General features: G+C 46.6%; 13 protein-coding genes. 10 read left to right on the top strand and 3 right to left on the bottom strand.

Going from position 1 to position 19,711, the window contains the following annotated elements; translation table 11 throughout:
* Positions 1–199 precede the first annotated feature (199 nt).
* The 4 genes from aspA (at position 200) to R7Q39_RS24375 (ending at position 5,953) form a co-directional block, all read left to right on the top strand.
* Positions 200–1,651, top strand: coding sequence for an aspartate ammonia-lyase (gene aspA / locus R7Q39_RS24390; protein WP_005382379.1), 1,452 nt, complete (start codon positions 200–202; stop codon positions 1,649–1,651).
* Between the two features lie 176 nt (positions 1,652–1,827).
* On the top strand, positions 1,828–3,135 hold the full coding sequence (locus R7Q39_RS24385; protein WP_005382378.1) for an anaerobic C4-dicarboxylate transporter: 1,308 nt from the start codon (positions 1,828–1,830) through the stop codon (positions 3,133–3,135).
* A 161-nt stretch (positions 3,136–3,296) separates the two neighbouring features.
* The gene (locus tag R7Q39_RS24380; RefSeq protein WP_318076980.1) at positions 3,297–5,129 is read left to right on the top strand and encodes a protein-disulfide reductase DsbD; all 1,833 of its coding nucleotides are present in this window, start codon (positions 3,297–3,299) and stop codon (positions 5,127–5,129) included.
* 194 nt (positions 5,130–5,323) lie between these two features.
* Positions 5,324–5,953 carry a response regulator gene (locus R7Q39_RS24375; RefSeq protein ID WP_005382375.1) on the top strand — a complete coding sequence of 210 codons (630 nt, stop codon included), beginning with the start codon at positions 5,324–5,326 and terminating at the stop codon, positions 5,951–5,953.
* Here the strand turns inward: R7Q39_RS24375 and R7Q39_RS24370 are convergent.
* Positions 5,950–7,701 (bottom strand): potassium/proton antiporter, encoded by a 1,752-nt coding sequence (locus tag R7Q39_RS24370; RefSeq protein WP_005382374.1) that lies wholly within the window; start codon positions 7,699–7,701, stop codon positions 5,950–5,952. The two genes, R7Q39_RS24375 and R7Q39_RS24370, sit on opposite strands and share 4 nt — an antisense overlap.
* A gap of 520 nt (positions 7,702–8,221) precedes the next feature.
* Here R7Q39_RS24370 and R7Q39_RS24365 point away from each other — a divergent pair.
* From R7Q39_RS24365 to R7Q39_RS24345, 5 genes are all read left to right on the top strand, one after another.
* Entirely contained in the window at positions 8,222–8,485 is a 264-nt protein-coding gene (locus R7Q39_RS24365) for a DUF4212 domain-containing protein (protein ID WP_005382373.1), read from the top strand.
* Positions 8,486–8,497: 12 nt separating this feature from the next.
* On the top strand, positions 8,498–10,225 hold the full coding sequence (locus R7Q39_RS24360; RefSeq protein ID WP_005382372.1) for a sodium:solute symporter family protein: 1,728 nt from the start codon (positions 8,498–8,500) through the stop codon (positions 10,223–10,225).
* Positions 10,226–10,333: 108 nt separating this feature from the next.
* Positions 10,334–10,816, top strand: a complete 483-nt coding sequence (locus R7Q39_RS24355) for a hypothetical protein (protein ID WP_005382371.1) — start codon at positions 10,334–10,336, stop codon at positions 10,814–10,816.
* Positions 10,817–11,015: 199 nt separating this feature from the next.
* Positions 11,016–11,393, top strand: coding sequence for a hypothetical protein (locus R7Q39_RS24350; protein ID WP_005382370.1), 378 nt, complete (start codon positions 11,016–11,018; stop codon positions 11,391–11,393).
* A 17-nt stretch (positions 11,394–11,410) separates the two neighbouring features.
* Positions 11,411–12,796: a class II fumarate hydratase gene (locus tag R7Q39_RS24345; protein ID WP_318076979.1), complete on the top strand. Its 1,386-nt coding sequence runs from the start codon at positions 11,411–11,413 to the stop codon at positions 12,794–12,796.
* A gap of 91 nt (positions 12,797–12,887) precedes the next feature.
* On the opposite strand, the gene R7Q39_RS24340 is transcribed toward R7Q39_RS24345, so the two are convergent.
* Positions 12,888–16,319 (bottom strand): PAS-domain containing protein, encoded by a 3,432-nt coding sequence (locus R7Q39_RS24340; protein ID WP_054577283.1) that lies wholly within the window; start codon positions 16,317–16,319, stop codon positions 12,888–12,890.
* A gap of 135 nt (positions 16,320–16,454) precedes the next feature.
* Entirely contained in the window at positions 16,455–17,642 is a 1,188-nt protein-coding gene (locus tag R7Q39_RS24335; RefSeq protein ID WP_053307400.1) for a 3-phenylpropionate MFS transporter, read from the bottom strand.
* Positions 17,643–17,875: 233 nt separating this feature from the next.
* Between R7Q39_RS24335 and R7Q39_RS24330 the strand changes: the two genes are divergently transcribed.
* On the top strand, positions 17,876–19,702 hold the full coding sequence (locus tag R7Q39_RS24330; RefSeq protein WP_017821769.1) for a DUF294 nucleotidyltransferase-like domain-containing protein: 1,827 nt from the start codon (positions 17,876–17,878) through the stop codon (positions 19,700–19,702).
* Positions 19,703–19,711: the final 9 nt, after the last annotated feature.

Raw genomic sequence — 19,711 nt, 5'->3', positions numbered from 1 at the left:
GTTCATACTTTGCAAATTATTGACTCATGAAAAACGAAAAAGGTGATCTAGTTACTATTTTTATGCGCTAGGTGCAGTATCATGTGCCACATAAGTCAGGACGGATTTTCCAGCCAAAAATTCTGATGAATGGATTCTAGATTGCAGAAATGGCTAATAAATAACTTTATTATCAGAATTATCATCTAAGGATCCTGCTATGGCTACCCTATCTGATGCTCCAAAAACAGCAAACCCAGCCACTCGTATTGAAGAAGATCTATTAGGTCAACGTCATGTCCCTGCAGATGCGTACTACGGTATTCATACGCTACGTGCGATCGAGAACTTCAACATCTCTAATATGACCATCTCTGACGTACCAGAATTTGTACGCGGCATGGTAATGACCAAAAAAGCAGCAGCGTTAGCAAACAAAGAACTTGGCGCTATTCCAAAAGACGTTGCAAACTACATCATCGAAGCGTGTGATTTGATCCTAGAAACTGGCAAGTGCATGGATCAGTTCCCATCAGACGTATTCCAAGGCGGTGCAGGCACTTCAGTTAACATGAACACGAACGAAGTGATCGCAAACGTTGCGCTTGAGTTGATGGGTAAAGAGAAAGGCCAATACGAATTTGTTAACCCAAATGACCATGTAAACAAGAGCCAATCAACCAACTGTGCGTACCCAACAGGTTTCCGTATTGCGGTATACAACAGCGTACACAAGCTAATGGAAGCAATTGAGTACCTAAAAGGCGCATTCGAACTTAAAGCCGTTGAGTTTAAAGATGTACTGAAAATGGGCCGTACTCAGCTTCAAGACGCAGTACCAATGACAGTAGGTCAAGAGTTCCATGCGTGGGCGGTAACACTAAACGAAGAGATTCGTGCTCTAGATTACACATCTAAACTCCTCCTAGAAATCAACCTAGGCGCAACCGCAATCGGTACTGGTCTAAATACACCAACTGGCTACCAAGCGCTTGCAGTAAAACACCTAGCGGAAGTAACAGGCCTTGACGTTGTTGCAGCAGAAGACCTTATCGAAGCAACGTCTGACTGTGGTGCATACGTAATGACTCACGGCGCGCTAAAACGCCTAGCAGTGAAACTATCGAAGATCTGTAACGACCTTCGTCTACTTTCTTCTGGTCCTCGTGCAGGTCTAAATGAATTGAACCTACCTGAAATGCAAGCAGGCTCTTCAATCATGCCAGCTAAAGTAAACCCAGTTATCCCAGAAGTAGTAAACCAAGTTTGCTTCAAAGTTCTCGGTAACGACAACACGGTTTCTTTCGCAGCAGAAGGCGGTCAGCTACAGCTAAACGTAATGGAACCTGTGATCGCACAAAGTGTGTTTGAGTCTATCTCTCTACTACACAACGCGTGTGTGAACCTACGTGATAAATGTATCGACGGCATCACTGTGAACAAAGAAGTTTGCGAAAACTACGTTTACAACTCTATCGGTATCGTCACTTACCTAAACCCATACATCGGCCACCACGAAGGTGACATCGTAGGTAAGATTTGTGCAGAAACTGGTAAGAGTGTTCGTGAAGTCGTGCTAGAGCGCGGTCTGCTTACAGCAGAGGAGCTTGATGAAATCTTGTCAGTAGAAAACTTCATGCATCCTACTTACAAAGCAAAACGTTACGAGTAATAACGAATCCGAAGGGGGCCACTCAGGCCCCTTTTTTAGGCTCTCATACGGTTAACCACATTTTTTATATGCTTTTATTGCCGCTAAACCACTAGGTTCTCATTCTCTGAGCATTTACTCCTGTTCCTGAGTGTTCAAAAAATCAGAATCAAATAAAAAACTAAAGAGGTATCAATATGGTCATGGTCGAACTCTTCGTGGTTCTGCTCTTCATCTATTTGGGGGCAAGAATCGGTGGTATCGGCATTGGTTTTGCCGGTGGTGCTGGGGTCATTGCGTTGTCTTTGATCTTGGGCGTACCAACAAGCCAAGCTTACATTCCCGTTGACGTAATTTTGATCATCATGTCTGTAATCACCGCTATCGCAGCAATGCAAGTAGCTGGTGGTTTAGACTGGATGGTGCAAGTTGCTGAAAACTTTTTGCGCAAGCATCCTGAGCGCATCACCTTTTATGCGCCTATCGTAACTTACCTAATGACATTAATGGCGGGTACTGGCCACACGGCATTCTCTACTTTGCCAGTGATTGCAGAAGTAGCGAAAGGCCAAGGCGTGCGCCCTTCTCGTCCACTGTCTATCGCGGTCGTAGCATCGCAAATCGCTATCACCGCATCACCAATCTCAGCGGCTGTTGTAGCGTTCGCGGCAATGCTGCACCCATTTGGCGTTGACTACCTAACACTACTAGCAATCTGTATCCCAACGACGTTCATCGCGTGCATGATCGGTGCGTTCGTGGCGAACTTCATGGGCTGTGAGCTAAAAGACGATGCTGAATACCAAGAGCGTCTAGAAAAAGGCTTAATCAAGCTAAATACAGAAGCAAAACGCGAAATCCTACCAACAGCGAAGAAAGCAACATTCATCTTCCTAGGCGCAATCGCATTTGTCGTGTGTTACGCAGCAGCAATTTCTGGCTCTGTTGGCCTTATCGAGAACCCTGCTCTAGGTCGTAACGAAGCTATCATGACGGTAATGCTAGCAGCTGCGGCAGCTATCGTAATGAGCTGTAAAATCGATGCTGGCAAAATCCCAGCCGCAGCAACATTCCGCTCTGGTATGACAGCATGTGTGTGTGTTCTTGGTGTGGCATGGCTAGGTTCTACGTTCGTTAACGCGCACGTTGACGGCATCAAAGAAGTTGCGGGTGCGCTACTAGCAGACTACCCATGGATGCTAGCACTCGTTCTATTCTTCGCTTCAATGCTGCTTTACTCACAAGGTGCAACCACTGTTGCGCTGATGCCAGCAGCACTAGCAATCGGTGTCGCACCACTTACCGCAGTTGCATCTTTCGCAGCAGTAAGTGCGCTATTCGTGCTGCCAACTTACCCAACGCTACTTGCCGCGGTTGAGATGGACGACACGGGTTCAACTCGTATCGGTAAGTACGTATTCAACCACCCATTCTTTGTACCTGGTGTGGTAACCATCGCTTCTGCGGTAGCACTTGGCTTCGCATTCGGTGGTCTACTGATCTAGTAGAAACAGAGTCTTACTCGGGGAGCTTCGGCTCCCTTTTTTATTCCCTGTTGTCTTGATTTATGCTCAATAAATCTTCATTTTCATGAAACTTATTGACTCGCCTCCGGGTCTGATTGAGTTACACTAACGGCAATTATCTAAGATGAATTGACTCTTTTATGCGCGCATTACTTTCCGTTTTACTCTTAGGGCTCATTACCTTTTCCACTCCGTCTTTAGCTTTATTTGGCAAAGACCAGTTTAACAGTAGCCAGAACAACAGTTTTGGTAGCAGCAGCGACAGCTTTGTTCCGGTTGATCAGGCGTTTCCATTTAACTTCTACCAGCAAGATGACAAATTGATGCTCGATTGGCAGGTACGTGACGGGTACTACCTATATCAAGAGCGCTTGTCTGTAGCTGGTGAGAAAGTATCGCTAGGCGAACTGCAAATGGAAGACGGCACACCGCATAAAGATGAATTCTTTGGTGACGTGCATATCTATACTCAACCTCTCTTCGTTAATGTACCAATGCATGATTGGCAAGACGGTGCGCGCGTGGTGGTGCAATACCAAGGTTGTGCGAAAGCAGGCTTCTGTTACCCGCCAGAAACTCGCGTGATTCCTATCAGCGCGTTTACTTCGTCGAACTCAGATTCAACAACGGCGACAACTGCATCAAAAGCAGAACAGGCACCAACAGCAACGCCACCAGCGGCGCAATCATCTACGTCTGGTGACACATCATCGGCGCCAGTAACACAGCAAGATAGCCTTGCAGCCAACCTTGCTGATAACTGGTGGACACCACTTCTGTTCTTAGCGCTTGGTGTGGGCTTGGCGTTTACACCTTGTGTGCTGCCGATGTACCCAATTCTGACCAGCATAGTGCTTGGCAGTGGCAAACTGAGTCAGCGCCGTGCGCTAGGCTTGTCGTTTGTCTATGTACAAGGCATGGCGCTGACTTACACCCTACTCGGCCTTGTGGTGGCATCTGCAGGTATGCAGTTCCAAGCGGCAATGCAACACCCTTATGTGCTGATTGGCTTGAGCGTACTGTTCATCGCACTCGCTTTGTCTATGTTTGGTCTGTACTCATTACAGCTACCAAGCAGCGTTCAAACATGGTTGAATAACTTAAGTAATAAGCAAAAGGGTGGCAGCAGTGCAGGCGTATTCGCCATGGGGGCGATTTCTGGACTGGTGTGCTCACCATGTACCACGGCACCTCTGTCTGGTGCGCTACTTTACGTGGCACAAAGCGGCGATTTGCTTACCGGTGGTATCGCGTTATACGCGCTGGCGATGGGCATGGGTATTCCGCTGATCCTTGTAGCGGTATTTGGCAACAAGTTGCTACCAAAAGCCGGCGGTTGGATGGACCGCGTGAAAACGCTGTTCGGCTTTATTCTGCTTGCCGCACCTATCTTCTTACTAGAACGCATCATGCCAGAAATGTGGTCAACGATTCTGTGGTCAGCACTGGGTATTGCTGCTTTTGGTTGGCTATACCACATCAAAAACAGTCTAGAGTTTGGTGGCTGGAAACAAAGTGCCGTGGGCATAATCGCCGTCTTAGGTTTGCTAGCCTCAGCACAACCTATCTTAAATTACTGGTTTGGCAACAACACAACACAAACTCAGCAAGCCACTGTTAGCTTTACTCGCATTGCTAACGTGGCGGAGCTTGAAGAACAACTGGCACTTGCGAAAGCGGCAGGTAAACCCGTCATGCTCGATTTCTACGCCGATTGGTGTGTAGCATGTAAAGAGTTTGAAAAGTACACCTTCCATGACCCAAGCGTCGAAGCAAAACTGCAAGACTTCGTTCTTCTGCAAGCGGACGTGACCAAAAACCAAGTGCAAGACATCGAACTACTGAAGCACATGAATGTACTTGGTTTACCAACAATTGAGTTTTGGGATGCCAGTGGCGAACACGTTTCAAACGCTCGTTTGACGGGCTTTATGCAAGCTGAGCCTTTCTTAGAGCATATCAAGCAGTTCTGATAACCAGATATTCAAACGCCAGTGATGTCCACTGGCGTTTTTTATTGCTCAGATTTGAATAAGAACATTGCGTTTATATGCAATTTTCCTAATAAAAGTCGATTTGGTTCAGACTTTTAGCGAATAAATATTGTCCACTCTCTCAAAGCTGGACAATAATAAATTTAACGAAATAGTCAAAAGTGTTTAACGTCATGGATTCGACCTACACCATCATTATTGCAGATGATCACCCACTCTTCCGGAATGCCTTGTTTCAATCTATCCACATGGCTATTAGTGGTGCAAATTTGCTGGAAGCGGACTCACTCGACGCACTTCTGGCTTTGTTAGAACGAGAGGAAGAGCCAGATTTAGTGCTATTGGACCTCAAAATGCCAGGAGCAAATGGTATGTCTGGCTTGATTCATTTGCGAGCAGAGCATCCAGATTTACCTATCGTCGTCGTTTCAGCGAGTGAAGAGCCGGCGATCGTGACGCAGGTGAAAAGCCATGGTGCATTTGGTTTTATTCCCAAGTCCAGCGACATGCGCGAATTAGTGAACGCACTCAATCAAGTGCTGAATGGCGACCCATATTTCCCTGAAGGGTTGATCACCAATAACGCGGCATGTAATGACTTAGCAGAAAAGATTGCTGCGCTAACACCACAGCAATATAAAGTGTTGGGAATGTTGTCCGATGGCTTGCTGAACAAGCAAATCGCTTACGAATTGAATGTTTCAGAAGCCACCATAAAAGCGCACATGACAGCGATTTTCCGTAAGCTCGGTGTAAAGAACCGCACGCAAGCCGTGATTATGCTGACGGAAATGAGCGACTAGATTGACGTCTTATCGTCAGACTTACTTTTTTCGTTTGGCAATCGGATACCGACTTTCGTGACCTGCTGATCAACAACATCAGCGACGATCCAATGCAAACCTTGCCACTCGAAATGGTCTCCCAATACTGGCGTGCTACCTAATTGCTCTTCGACAAGGTTTCTCAAACTTTTATCCAGCGGTTCATCCCCCAGATTCAAACCATACATCACGGCAATATCGGCAAGCTTCACTTCAATATCGAGGAAGAAGTCACCGAAGAATCGCGCTAGCGACGCTTTCTCTGGGGCTTCACTAAACAGTAAGCTCAGTGCATCTAAATCCTTTTCTTGTGCTAATACACACAAGGTATCATCTTCCTCAAGACGCGTACTGCCGGATGGGTGCAATAGCTCTTTACTGCGAAATACAGCGGCGATACGCGTTCCTTCCGGCATCGAAAGACTACGTAATGGCTCACCAATGCACCATTTATCTGCTTTAAGTCTATAGATAAACAGCTCCCACTCACTGGTCGGGTAAATCTCTACACCCGTACGCGAAATTGGCTCAGGCTTAGAAGGTAGCTCGACCTTTGCAAGAGACATCGCCTTGGTCAACGTCCCCCCTTGCACTATCAAAGACACCATTACAACAAAGAATGCCAAATTGAAGTACAGTTGAGCATCTGGCAACCCTGCCATCATTGGAAATACCGCGAGGATGATAGGTACAGCGCCACGCAATCCTACCCAAGAGACAAACCACTTTTCACGTGGCGTGAAACTCTTGAATGGCAGTAAACCAATCCAAACTGAGATTGGTCGGGCAAACAAAATCATCCCGAAAGCAAGCGCAAGACCTGGCAAGGCAATAGAGAGTAAATTAGATGGTGTAACCAACAAACCAAGCACCAAGAACATACCAATTTGAGCTAGCCACGTCATACCATCTAAAACATGAAGAATAGAGTGGCGGCTGCGTGTTGGACGGTTACCCAATAAAAGACCAACAAGGTAAATCGACAAAATACCACTGCCACCCAAAGTGTTAGATAAAGCAAAAATAAGCAAGCCACCACTGACCGTTAAAATAGAATACAGCCCATCTGGTAATTGATTGCGATTGATAACTTTCCATAAGATCCAGCCACCAGCGAAGCCAAGTAACGCGCCGATACCAAACTGCTTAAGAAAACTGAACGCCAAAAAGCCCGCACTTAAGTCAGCGCCAGGGTTCGCTAAAATAGCAATCAGAGTTACGGTCAGAAACACCGCCATTGGGTCATTGGTGCCGGATTCAATTTCCAGCGTTGAACCAACACGTTCGTTCAGGCTACGACCTTTGAGTAGAGAGAAGACCGCGGCAGCATCGGTGGAACCAACAATCGCACCAACCAATATGCCTTGCAATAAATCTAAGTCGAATAACCACGTTGCCATCAGCCCGGTCAAAATGGTGGTGATCGCAACGCCAAATGTCGCCAAAGAGACCGAGGGCCATAACGCAACCCTAAAGCTGGCGACCCGCGTTCTCATCCCACCATCAAGCAAAATGATGGCTAATGCGAGGTTACTAACCAAATAAGCGATGGAAAAGTTATCGAATAAAATGCCGCCTAAGCCGTCTTCCCCCGCCAGCATTCCAACGGCTAAAAATACCAAAAGAATTGGGATCCCCAACTTAGAAGACACTGGGCTTAAAAGAACGCTAAGTGCGATTAACAACGCACCTATTAGAAAAAAACTGTTAATGGTGTCTGCGTCCATTCTCACCCTCCCTTAATGAAAAACGATAATAATTGTGATGAGCAAGGCTACTTCGTTAATGAGGTAATGCCCTAATCCGCCTCCCCTTTACACCGTCTCAAAATGCGAGGTTGTACGAGAATGACTCAGTTATATTACTTTATTGTGAGTTAAAACGGTGATTTGATGCGAAAACTTTATGTAAATAAATTACTTGTGAGCTTTCTTATCTACGCCTTCTCTCATTGAGAGCCACAAGATCACCACCAATATTTACACAGCATCTCCAAATTCAATGAAGAAAAGATTAATGGCCAGTCTTAATCATGCTTGTTTATCCAATCAACCTTTAGACCTTTGGCTAACTTAACAGTTTATTAACATAACATTTTACCCCTTTATTCGCTGCAAAAGCCCATAGTATGGAGGTTCCTCATTTTTAACACCCCGACTAAAGTTGAAAAGAGTTATTGCCAACACCTTGCTAATGTACATATTGAAACATTTCATTAACAACAATACCAATCGTAAGGAGACGGCAATGGCATTTGAAAGCGAAGAAAGAGCCAAAGCCTATTGGGACAAAAACGTGAAGCTCATGATCGGCCTAATGGTCATCTGGTTCGTCGTGTCTTTCGGCTGCGGCATTTTATTTGTCGACGTACTAAATCAATTTCAACTAGGCGGTTACAAACTCGGTTTCTGGTTTGCTCAACAAGGCTCCATCTATGCCTTCCTAGGAATTATTTTCTATTACGCATGGAAGATGCGCCAAATTGACCGTGAATTCGGCGTGGACGAATAAGGAGTCACTCAGATGGATTTGAAAACTATTACCTACCTGGTCGTTGGCGCCACGTTCATCCTGTACATCGGGATTGCTATTTGGGCTCGCGCCGGCTCAACCAAAGAGTTTTATGTTGCTGGTGGCGGTGTAAACCCGATTGCAAACGGTATGGCAACCGCAGCCGATTGGATGTCCGCAGCGTCCTTTATCTCAATGGCAGGCTTAATTGCCTTCATGGGCTATGGCGGCTCAGTATTTCTAATGGGTTGGACTGGTGGCTACGTTCTGCTTGCGCTGTTGCTAGCGCCTTACCTACGCAAATTTGGTAAGTTTACGGTGCCAGAGTTTGTTGGTGAACGCTTTTACTCCAACACAGCACGTATCGTAGCGGTTGTTTGTCTTATCATCGCATCAGTGACTTATGTTATCGGTCAGATGAAAGGCGTGGGCGTTGCGTTTGGTCGCTTCTTAGAAGTGGATTACTCCACTGGCCTATTAATTGGTATGTGTATCGTTTTCATGTACGCGGTTCTTGGCGGCATGAAAGGCATCACTTACACGCAGATTGCTCAATATTGCGTACTCATTCTTGCTTACACTATCCCTGCAATCTTTATCTCTCTGCAACTCACTGGTAACCCAATCCCACAAATTGGTCTAGGGAGTACCATGGCTGGTACCGATGTCTATCTACTCGATCGGCTTGACCAAGTGGTGACCGAACTCGGATTTAGTGAATACACGACCCAAGTACGTGGCGACACACTTAATATGTTTGTCTACACCATGTCACTGATGATTGGTACTGCCGGTCTACCACACGTAATTATCCGTTTCTTTACCGTGCCGAAGGTTCGCGACGCACGTACATCAGCAGGCTGGGCTCTGATCTTCATCGCAATCCTTTACACTACTGCACCAGCGGTATCAGCGATGGCTCGTCTCAACCTAATGAATACGGTAAATCCAGCTCCGGGTCAGCACCTAGCGTATGACGAGCGTCCTGCGTGGTTCAAAAACTGGGAAACAACTGGACTACTCGGTTTTGACGATAAAAATGGCGATGGCAATATCCAATACACTTCAGATGCGTCCACCAACGAACTGCGCGTTGATAACGACATCATGGTATTGGCTAACCCAGAGATCGCTAAACTACCAAACTGGGTGATTGCACTTGTGGCAGCAGGTGGTCTTGCAGCTGCACTATCTACCGCAGCAGGTTTACTACTCGCCATTTCTTCAGCTATTTCCCATGACTTAATCAAAGGGGTTATCAATCCGAACATATCCGAGAAAAAAGAGCTACTTGCTAGTCGAATATCAATGGCAGTAGCGATAGCAGCCGCAGGCTATCTCGGTTTAAATCCGCCTGGATTTGCCGCAGGTACGGTAGCACTCGCCTTTGGTCTTGCCGCTTCATCCATCTTCCCTGCATTGATGATGGGCATCTTCAGCAAGAGCATCAACAAAGAAGGCGCAATCGCCGGTATGATTGCGGGTATCAGTATTACGCTGTTCTACGTATTCCAACACAAAGGCATCCTTTTCGTTGCTGATTGGAAATATCTAGAAAGCTGGGGAACAAACTGGTTCCTGGGTATTGAGCCAAACGCGTTTGGTGCTATTGGCGCACTATTTAACTTCATCGTCGCATTCGCTGTCTCCAAAGTAACAGCAGAAACGCCACAAGAAGTAAAAGACCTAGTCGAACACGTTCGCGTGCCAGTAGGTGCTGGTAGTGCAGTGGATCACTAAAAACTAATCAAAACCACAAAAGCCCCGTTTGGAACCAGCCGTCCGGGGCTTTTTTATTCTCACTTTTCAGTTACCATATTCGCAGTATGTCGTTGCAAGGAAGCCAAGATGTTCAAAAACAAGCACTTTATTCTCGCTCTACTGATTGCGCCAGTTCTCTCTTTGATCGCTTACTTCGGTACCGATATGGCCCTCAGCGAGAAGCCCCACGCGGCACAAGAAGGGGAAACTTACAAACTCGCGAGTAAGTCTAATTGTCGTTACACCAGTGGTCTGTGTGATATGGAAAATGGCGATTTTAAAGTGAAATTTCGCTCGGAAAAACTCACTAAAAATAACTTAGAATTATCACTCAACGCCGCTTACCCACTCGAAGGTGTTAAAGTTTCTATTGTGAGTGACAAAGAGAAAAACGCTCAACCGATTGATATGAAGCCCGCCGATCAAGCAGGCCAAAGCTGGTACATCACCTTACCAAAGCCTGCATCTGCAGAAAGCTGGTTAAGAGTCGTCATTCAATCAGGCGGTACACTGTATTATGGTGAAACACAAACCGCATTTGTGAAGTACGAAACCTTATTTACTGAATAACGGTGACAAGCTAATTCACCGGTATTCAAACGACAGTGACTTAGTTTCACTCAGCATAAATGAATTCCTACTCAGCCGACGCCTTTGCGTCGGCTTTTGTTTCAGTAAGTCTTTCTTCAACAACCTCTTACTCTAAAAAGGGTTGCCAACTCACAAGTTAATTGATAATAATTATCATTACATTTAATGAGAGGTGGTTATGGACAACAAACGGGACATCTTTAACGCATTTTTTAAAGCCCAAGATAGATTCCTTCTCGCCGCACCACATGGCTTTGAGCCAGACGTGATTCATGACTATATTCATTGGGGAATGGTGTTGTCTTCTTGTTATGAACACGATGCCGATGAAGAAAATCTATTGTTGTGTGAGCTGTTTTTACGTCAGGTTTATTTCCATTTACTAGACGCAATTCAAGACTCAACTCGCAGTCGTATCTTCCGTCGTGTCTGTCTCGATTCTATCCATACGCCATTATTCTGCCTCAAACGCTATTACTACCAGTTTGAACAAGGCGACGTGAAATTTCTCGCACTACAACAACAATTACGCCTGATTCAAATCTCACTCGATTAACCAAAAGGATCCCTACCATGAGCACCGAATTCCGCATAGAAACTGACAGTATGGGCGAAGTAACGGTCCCTGCAGATGCTCTCTACCAAGCCCAGACTCAACGCGCCGTCGATAACTTCTCATTCAGTCAACATAAAATGCCATCTGGTTTTATCAAAGCGTTAGCACACATCAAGCAGACTGCGGCACTCACCAACGCACAGCTAGGGCTGCTTGAGGGAGATATTGCCAACGCGATTGCTGACGCAGCTCAAGCAATTATCGAAGGCAATCATATTGAGCAATTCCCAATTGACGTGTTCCAAACGGGATCAGGCACTAGCTCAAATATGAATGCGAATGAAGTGATTGCAACACTGGCCTCCCAGCATCTAGGCGGCACTGTCAGCCCTAATGATCACGTCAACATGGGACAAAGCAGCAACGATGTGGTACCGACGGCCATTCAAGTTAGCGCAGCATTAGCCATTGAAAAACAGCTCTTCCCGGCCCTGTCACACCTAAGCCAAACACTAGAGTCTAAGCAACAAGCATTGAAAGATGTTGTAAAAACCGGTCGCACCCACTTAATGGATGCGATGCCAATTACCTTTCCTCAAGAACTTGGCGGTTGGCAGTTCCAAATCGAGCATGCAAAACAAGCGATTGAACAAACACTTCCTGCTGTAAAAGCCTTAGCCCAAGGTGGTACGGCGGTTGGAACGGGGATCAATGCCGATCCACGCTTTGCAGACTTATTCGCTAGCAACCTAACCCAGTCAACTCGTATTCAGTTCACGGCCAGTGATAACTTCTTTTTCAATTTAAGCAGTCAAGATGCGATCGTCGCTCTGTCGGGACAGCTCAAAACAGCAGCAGTTGCGATCATGAAGATCGCAAATGATCTTCGTTGGATGAATTCAGGCCCATTAGCTGGTTTAGGTGAGATTGAATTACAAGGCTTGCAACCGGGTTCTTCCATCATGCCTGGCAAAGTAAATCCTGTGATCCCAGAAGCCGCAGCTATGGCATCAGCGCAAGTCATTGGTAATGACACCACCATTACCGTCGCAGGCCAAGCGGGCAACTTCCAGCTTAACGTCATGCTGCCAGTTATTGCTCATAACGTATTGGAGAGCATCGAGTTACTCTCTAACAGCGCAACCGCTTTAGCTGACAAAGCCATTGCGACGTTTGAAGTTCGCCAAGATAACTTGGATGTAGCACTCGCCAAAAACCCTATTTTGGTCACGGCTCTCAACCCTGTCATTGGTTACCTAAAAGCGGCAGAAGTCGCGAAAAAAGCCTACAAACAGGGACGCGCGATTATTGATGTCGCGGAAGAAGAAACTGATTTGGATAGAGCCACACTAGAGCGATTGCTTAATCCAGCCAAACTGACTCAAGGCGGCGTCGCAGAATAAGCGGCAAACTCAGCCTATCAACTAAGATTACAAACATCGAGACCTCCATTCGGAGGTCTCTTTTTATAGCGATTTTTCAAACACTCCAATCCTAAGCGACTCGATTGAGCACCGAACGCAGCTTAAGCGGCTTAACTGGCTTAGCAATAAAGCTGAACCCATTTGCTTTGATGCCATCAAGCATATCATCGGTACGATCTGCACTGATGATGACGCCTTCAAAGCTGTGGCCTAATCTCAGGCGGCATTGCTGTAGCACTTCTAAACCAGTACGACCATCATCAAGTCGGTAATCGGAGAAAATTACATCCGGAATCCAACCATCCTCAAGCGCTTGTAGACTTTCAACTAAATCAATCGCAACTCGTGTATCGCAGCCCCATCGGGAAAGTAAGTTTTCCATGCCGACTAGAATGTCAGGCTCATTATCGACACATAGGATTCTCAGATGACCAAGTTCAGATTGCTTACTCATTGCCACGTGAACTGGATGAGGCTGAACATGATCAGCTTTATCTAGGGTGATGGAAAAAACACTGCCTTTTCCAACCCAAGAGCGCATCGAAATTTCATGCCCAAGTACCTGAGCAATTCCTTTCGAAATCGCCAAACCAAGTCCGAGACCTTGGTCGGAACGAACTTGAGTTCCGCGATTAAACTCTTCAAAAATCTCTTGCTGCTTCTCTTCTTCAATCCCCACTCCATTATCCCATACATCAATACGCACTCGCCCTTTCACGCGGCGAACACCGAGTGCGACTTTGCCATTCGGGTTATAACGAAACGCATTGGTCAGGAAGTTTTGCACCACACGGCGCAGCAGTTTGGGATCCGACTTAACCATGAGTGAGGACGGAATCATGGTGAACTCTATACCTTGCTGTTTGGCTAACGCACTAAACTCAGCATTCAAATTCGATAACACATCATTTAACGCAAAGCCATGCACGTTGACTTCCAACTTGCCCGATTCCAAACGCGAGATATCCAGCAAATCTCCAATTAAGTCTTCGGCAGCCTCTAAAGCACTTTCAATGTGTGCTGACAGCTTTTTGGCTTCGCTGTCTTTGGCGACTTCCGATAGTGAAGATGCGAATAGACGCGCCGCGTTGAGCGGTTGCATCAAGTCATGGCTTACTGCCGCCAAGAACCGTGATTTGGACTTCGATTCCAAATCCGAGCGCTGCGTCGCTTCCACCAGCTGCTTGTTAAGTTGTTCTAATTCTCGAGTCCGCAGACGTACCCTTTCTTCCAATGTCTCGTTGGCGTCTTTCAGTGCTTGCTCTGCATCACGGAATACGGTGATGTCGGTAAAGCTCATCACAAAGCCACCACCTGGCATTGGGTTACCTTGCACCTCTATCACGCGACCATCGGGACGAACCCGAGAAGAGGTGTGCCGAGTCCCTTGCTCAAGGTGATAAACACGGCGACGGACGTGGTCATCAGGGTCACCAGGGCCACACAACCCCTGCTCTGCATTGTGCCGAATCACATCCGCAATCGGTCGACCTACTTGAATCAAGCCTGGCGGAAATTCAAAGAGTTCTAAATAGCGTTGGTTCCACGCTACCAAGCGTAGTTGCTTATCGACGACCGCAATACCTTGTCCAATATGCTCAATCGCACCTTGGAGTAAACCCCGACTAAAATCGTACAGTTCAGAGGCTTCATCGACGATAGTCGCCACCTCTTCAAGCTGCATGTTTCTTCCTTGTAGAGCAGAAGTAAGCACTAACTTAGCAGAAGATGCTCCAAATACCCCTGCTAGCACACGCTCCGTATGCCGAATCAGAGAAGATGGCGCTTGTTGATTCGGCATCAACTCTTCTCGTTGCTGGCTCCAGTAGGCTTGAAACGCCGCTTTAACTCGCGTTCGTCCTACAAATCTGGACGCTAGCATTTCCAGTTCTGCAACCGTAACGCGGCTCTGGTACAGACTCATATTTTCGCTTTCAGGCAACGGTGTACCAACGAATGATGCCGATTGTAAGCGCTCACTTAGGCTTGGTCGGGTAGCCATAGAAACCACAACAAAACACACTGCATTAGCGACCACGCTGAGGATCATCCCCCAATCTGAAATCGCGATATCAAAACTAGCCAATACCTCTGGTGGCGTAATCAACCAGATCAGGAAGTTATTACTGGCGTCTCCGGCAAGCATGTCTGTTTGGCTCATTAACGTAATCAACCAGGTAGCAAAACCCACTGCGAGGCCAACATACACGCCTTTCTTATTCCCTTGACGCCAATACATACCGCCAACCAGCGCAGGAGCGAATTGCGTGATAGCCGCGAACGAGAGAAAGCCGATAGCAGACAGTGAATGAATGGTGTCCAACGCTTGATAGAAACACCACGCGCCAATCAACAAAACTAAAATCAAACCACGGCGGATCCGCAGTAATAATTCAGAAAAATGGTGGTGGTTACGCTGCGTCAGTCGCATGCGACGCAATAGCAATGGCATAACCAAGTCATTCGAGACCATGATCGCTAAGGCAATCGTCGATACGATAACCATGCCGCTTGCCGCTGAAGTACCGCCTAAAAACGCAAGCAAGGCGATTTCACTCGCCCCTACCGACATCGGCACACTGATGACATAAGTATCAGGCGAAGCGCCACTCAAGAGACCTTGCCCTACCCACGCAATAGGTAAAACAAAAATCCCCATTAAGATCAGATAAATGGGGAACAACCAACGAGCCACGTGCAAATCTTGAGCACGTTCATTTTCCACCACCATCGTATGGAATTGTCGCGGAAGGCAAACGATCGCCAGCATCGTGAGTACAGTATGAATCAATATAGTCGGGATATTTGGTGACTGATACGTCTGTGCGGCAACATCAATTAAGCTCAAATTCTCGGTGTTCATCGCCAACCAAACAATGAAGACACCAACCACTAAAAAAGCCAGCAGTTTGATAATGGATTCGAAGGCAATTGCCATCATCATCCCACGATGGTGTTCCGTGTTATCAATGTGGCGGGTACCGAATAGCATCGTAAAAATCGCCAATGCGACCACAACAAACCACGACACGCTATCGTTTTGATAACCAAAATCAGTAGCCAGCTCTGGAGCAATGATTTCAAGCCCCATAGTGATACCACGCAGCTGTAAAGCGATGTACGGCAAAATTCCCGCAACCGCTATGAGCGTAACAACCACGGCCAAACCTTGGGATTTACCGTAGCGTGCTCCGATAAAGTCAGCAATCGACGTGATGTGTTCCCGTTTAGCAATCAAAATAAGCCGAGCTAAAACGCGCCATCCGATGGTAAACACTAAAATGGGAGCAATATAGATGGGTAAGAAAGACCAAGGATTACTGCTGGCCTGCCCGACCGTGCCGTAGAAGGTCCACGATGTACAGTACACCGCAATGGAAAGGCTATAAATCCAAGGCCGCCAGCGCGCTAGCCACCTTTTCTGAATGTCGCCGTACCACGCGATGATAAATAAAGCTCCCAAATACGCTAAAGAAACGGGAACCACCAGCCATCCTTGCATCCGATATCCTTTCTTGCCTTTCTTGCTACTTTTAAAGCAAGAGAATAAAAAAACCTCTCCATGAGGGAGAGGTTTCATTTAACACTGCTTTGATAACGGAGACAAAGCTTAGTTTTTAACCTTTGTTACATAAGTCTAATTCTGTGTTTCAAGTGGCTTGTCTGATACATCAACCACCTGATGTGGGTCTTGCGAATCAAGCTTGATGAACAGAGCCAATAACCCCATCGCGGCCATGCCCCAGAACACAAGCGGTCCCCAGTGCTCATAACCCCAGCCACTCAATACGGTCATTAACGCGATAAATGCGCCCAACGGAATCGCGTTATACAACGCTTGCAACGCTACGATCTTATTTTCTTCGGAGTTTTGGATATATTGGATCGCGGCAATGTGTGCGGTAGCGAAAGTCACACCATGCAATAGTTGAACAACCACCAAAGCAATAATTGATGTTGTCGACGCCGTAATACCCCAACGCATCATTACACCAACGGCAGCAGCAATAAACAGCGCGCGTATTGACCAACCTACGAATAAGCGCTTACTCAATGCAAACACTGCCACTTCTGCGGCCACTCCTAAGCTCCACAAGTAGCCAATGACATCTTCCGAGTGACCAGCGGCCTTCCAGTGAATCGCACTAAAGCCGTAGTAAGCCGCATGACTGCCCTGAATTAGTGACACCAACACTAAGAATTTTAGTATCGGCTTGTCGGTCAAAAGAGCGGTCAGCTTTGGACGTTCTGCGCTTTGCCCACCGTGCGTTACAGGCATTGGGTTAGTCGGTCGCATAGCAAACAGCAACGAGATAAACACGCCGAACATCGCAGTGTACAAGATCATATCGGAGCCAAATTCAGCCACCAGGTAGCCCACTGCCGTCGAGCCTGCGATAAAGGCGATCGAACCCCATAGCCGCGTGCGGCCATAATCGAGCATTTTCAGGCGAGCGTAGTAATTTGCCATCGCGTCCGACAACGGAATAATCGGTCCACAACAAAGATTGAACAACACTGTCGCTAGTGCCATTAACCAAAAGCTACCACCCGTAAAAAAGTGAAATCCAACAAAAAGGAGGGCAGCGAAACTCAACCAACGTAAAGCAGGCATAAGATGTTCGACTTTGTGTACTCGTGGGGTGATCACGATATTGGCAACACAACGTGTCGCAAGGCCTAACCCGACCAGCAAACCGATATCTGTCGAAGATACGCCCTGATCCTTAAACCAAAGTGACCAAAATGGCAGATACACGCCATACGCAAAGAAGAATCCGAGAAAGTACTGGGAAATCCAGCCATACGGAGAAGGTTTCAACATTACTAATATCCTAAAACGGGAACACCAACGTTCGAGCCGGGAATTATGGATCGCCATGCGTATTATAAAAAGGGAAGAATAAGAAACTTATCGTTTCCTCGATGGAATACTAACTTTGCGACATTTGGCATCTTCAAGCGAAAACATCGTAATTTAGACCAAAGTCGTCTGGCTTCCGGTAAGAAATTTGTCAGACTTAGAGAGTGTTCCTTCCATCATTATTGGGTGTTCTCATGCCTGACAAATTTAACATGCAATCTCCACCGTTCGATCGCTTAACTGAAGCACAACAAACGCGACTGCGATCCTCTCTGGACGTCGCCTACTATCGAGCTCGAGATGTTATTTTATCCTGCGGACAGAAGAACCCCCACTTACATATTCTGATCAAAGGCGCGGTAGAAGAGCGCTCCAACGATCAACAGGAAGTGTTCGCACATTATGCCAACGACGATATGTTCGATGTACGCTCGTTACTTGAAGACAAGGTACGTCATCACTACATCGCGCTTGAGGACACGCTCTCTTACCTACTGCCGAAAGAAATTTTCCTTGCCCTTTACAACGAAAATGGCCAGTTTGCAGCCTATTTCGATAACAATTTATCGAAACGGCAAGAGCTCATCGAAGCGGCCCATCAACAGCAAAACTTAGCGGAGTTTATTCTCACTAAAGTTGACCGCAGCATTTATCACCCACCGATGATCCTTGAACCAAATACACCAATTAACGAGGTAACACGTTCCTTAAAAGAAAATGGGATTGACGCTGCATTGGTTCAACTCCATGGCGATGATCCACGATTGGAAAAATGGCCATCAGCCCACCCGTACGCAATAGTGACTCGTACTAATATGCTGCATTCTGTGATGATAGATGGTTGCGCGCTCGACACACCAGTGGGTGAGATCGCGAGCTTTCCTGTTTATCACGTTGATGATGGAGACTTTCTATTCAACGCCATGATCACAATGACCAGAAATAGAATGAAACGCCTCATGGTATGTGAAGGCAACAGAGCTGTCGGCATGCTGGATATGACCCAAATTCTCAGCGCATTCTCAACCCACTCTCACGTGTTAACGCTCAGTATTGCTCGAGCAAGCAGCGTGGAAGAGCTCGCTTTGGCCTCAAACCGCCAACGTCAATTGGTCGAGAGCTTATTGAAAAACGGCATCCGCACTCGCTTCATCATGGAGCTTATCTCAGCCGTAAACGAACAAATTATCGAGAAAGCGTTCGAGTTAGTGATACCACCAGCCTTGCACGACCATTGTTGCTTGATCGTACTCGGCTCTGAAGGCCGAGGAGAGCAAATTCTCAAAACTGATCAAGACAATGCCCTGATTATTCAAGATGGTCTGGAATGGCCTCATTGCGAACAAGTGATGCAATCCTTCACACACACCCTACAACAGCTCGGTTATCCACTTTGCCTTGGCAAAGTGATGGTTAACAACCCGAAGTGGGTCAAAACACAGCAAGAATGGATAAGCACCCTAAACCACTGGATAGCTAAAGCCGAACCAGAACAAATCATGGACTTAGCCATTTTCAGTGACGCCCATGCTGTTGCTGGGAATTGCGAGCTGCTGGCTCCAATTGCGGCGCATCTTCGTGACACAATGAAAGATCGCATGTTGATATTGTCTGATTTTACTCGCCCTGCCTTGCAGTTTTCTGTGCCCCTAACTCTATTTGGCAACGTAAAAAGTGCTAAAGACGGATTGGACATTAAACGCGGCGGTATTTTCCCAATTGTACACGGCATTCGCACCTTGTCTTTGGAATATGCCATTGAGGAGAAGAACACGTTTGAGCGCATTGAAGCTCTGAGAAATAAGCGCATCTTAGAATCCGAAACGGCAGATAATCTCAACGAAGCACTGAAATTGTTCTTTAAACTTCGCCTCAATCAGCAACTCAAAAAGCAAGAAGCGTTGAATAACATTGATATTAAACAACTGGATAGAACTGAGCGTGATTTGCTTCGCCACAGCTTACATGTGGTGAAGAAATTTAAGCAATTTTTAGGCTTCCATTATCAAATTCGTGATTAACCCTGATTT

Source organism: Vibrio sp. 947, assembly GCF_033339115.1.
GTDB classification, from domain to species: Bacteria; Pseudomonadota; Gammaproteobacteria; order Enterobacterales; family Vibrionaceae; genus Vibrio; species Vibrio alginolyticus.
Note: the sequence above shows the minus strand (reverse complement) of the source record. Positions and strands in the feature narration are given on the sequence as shown.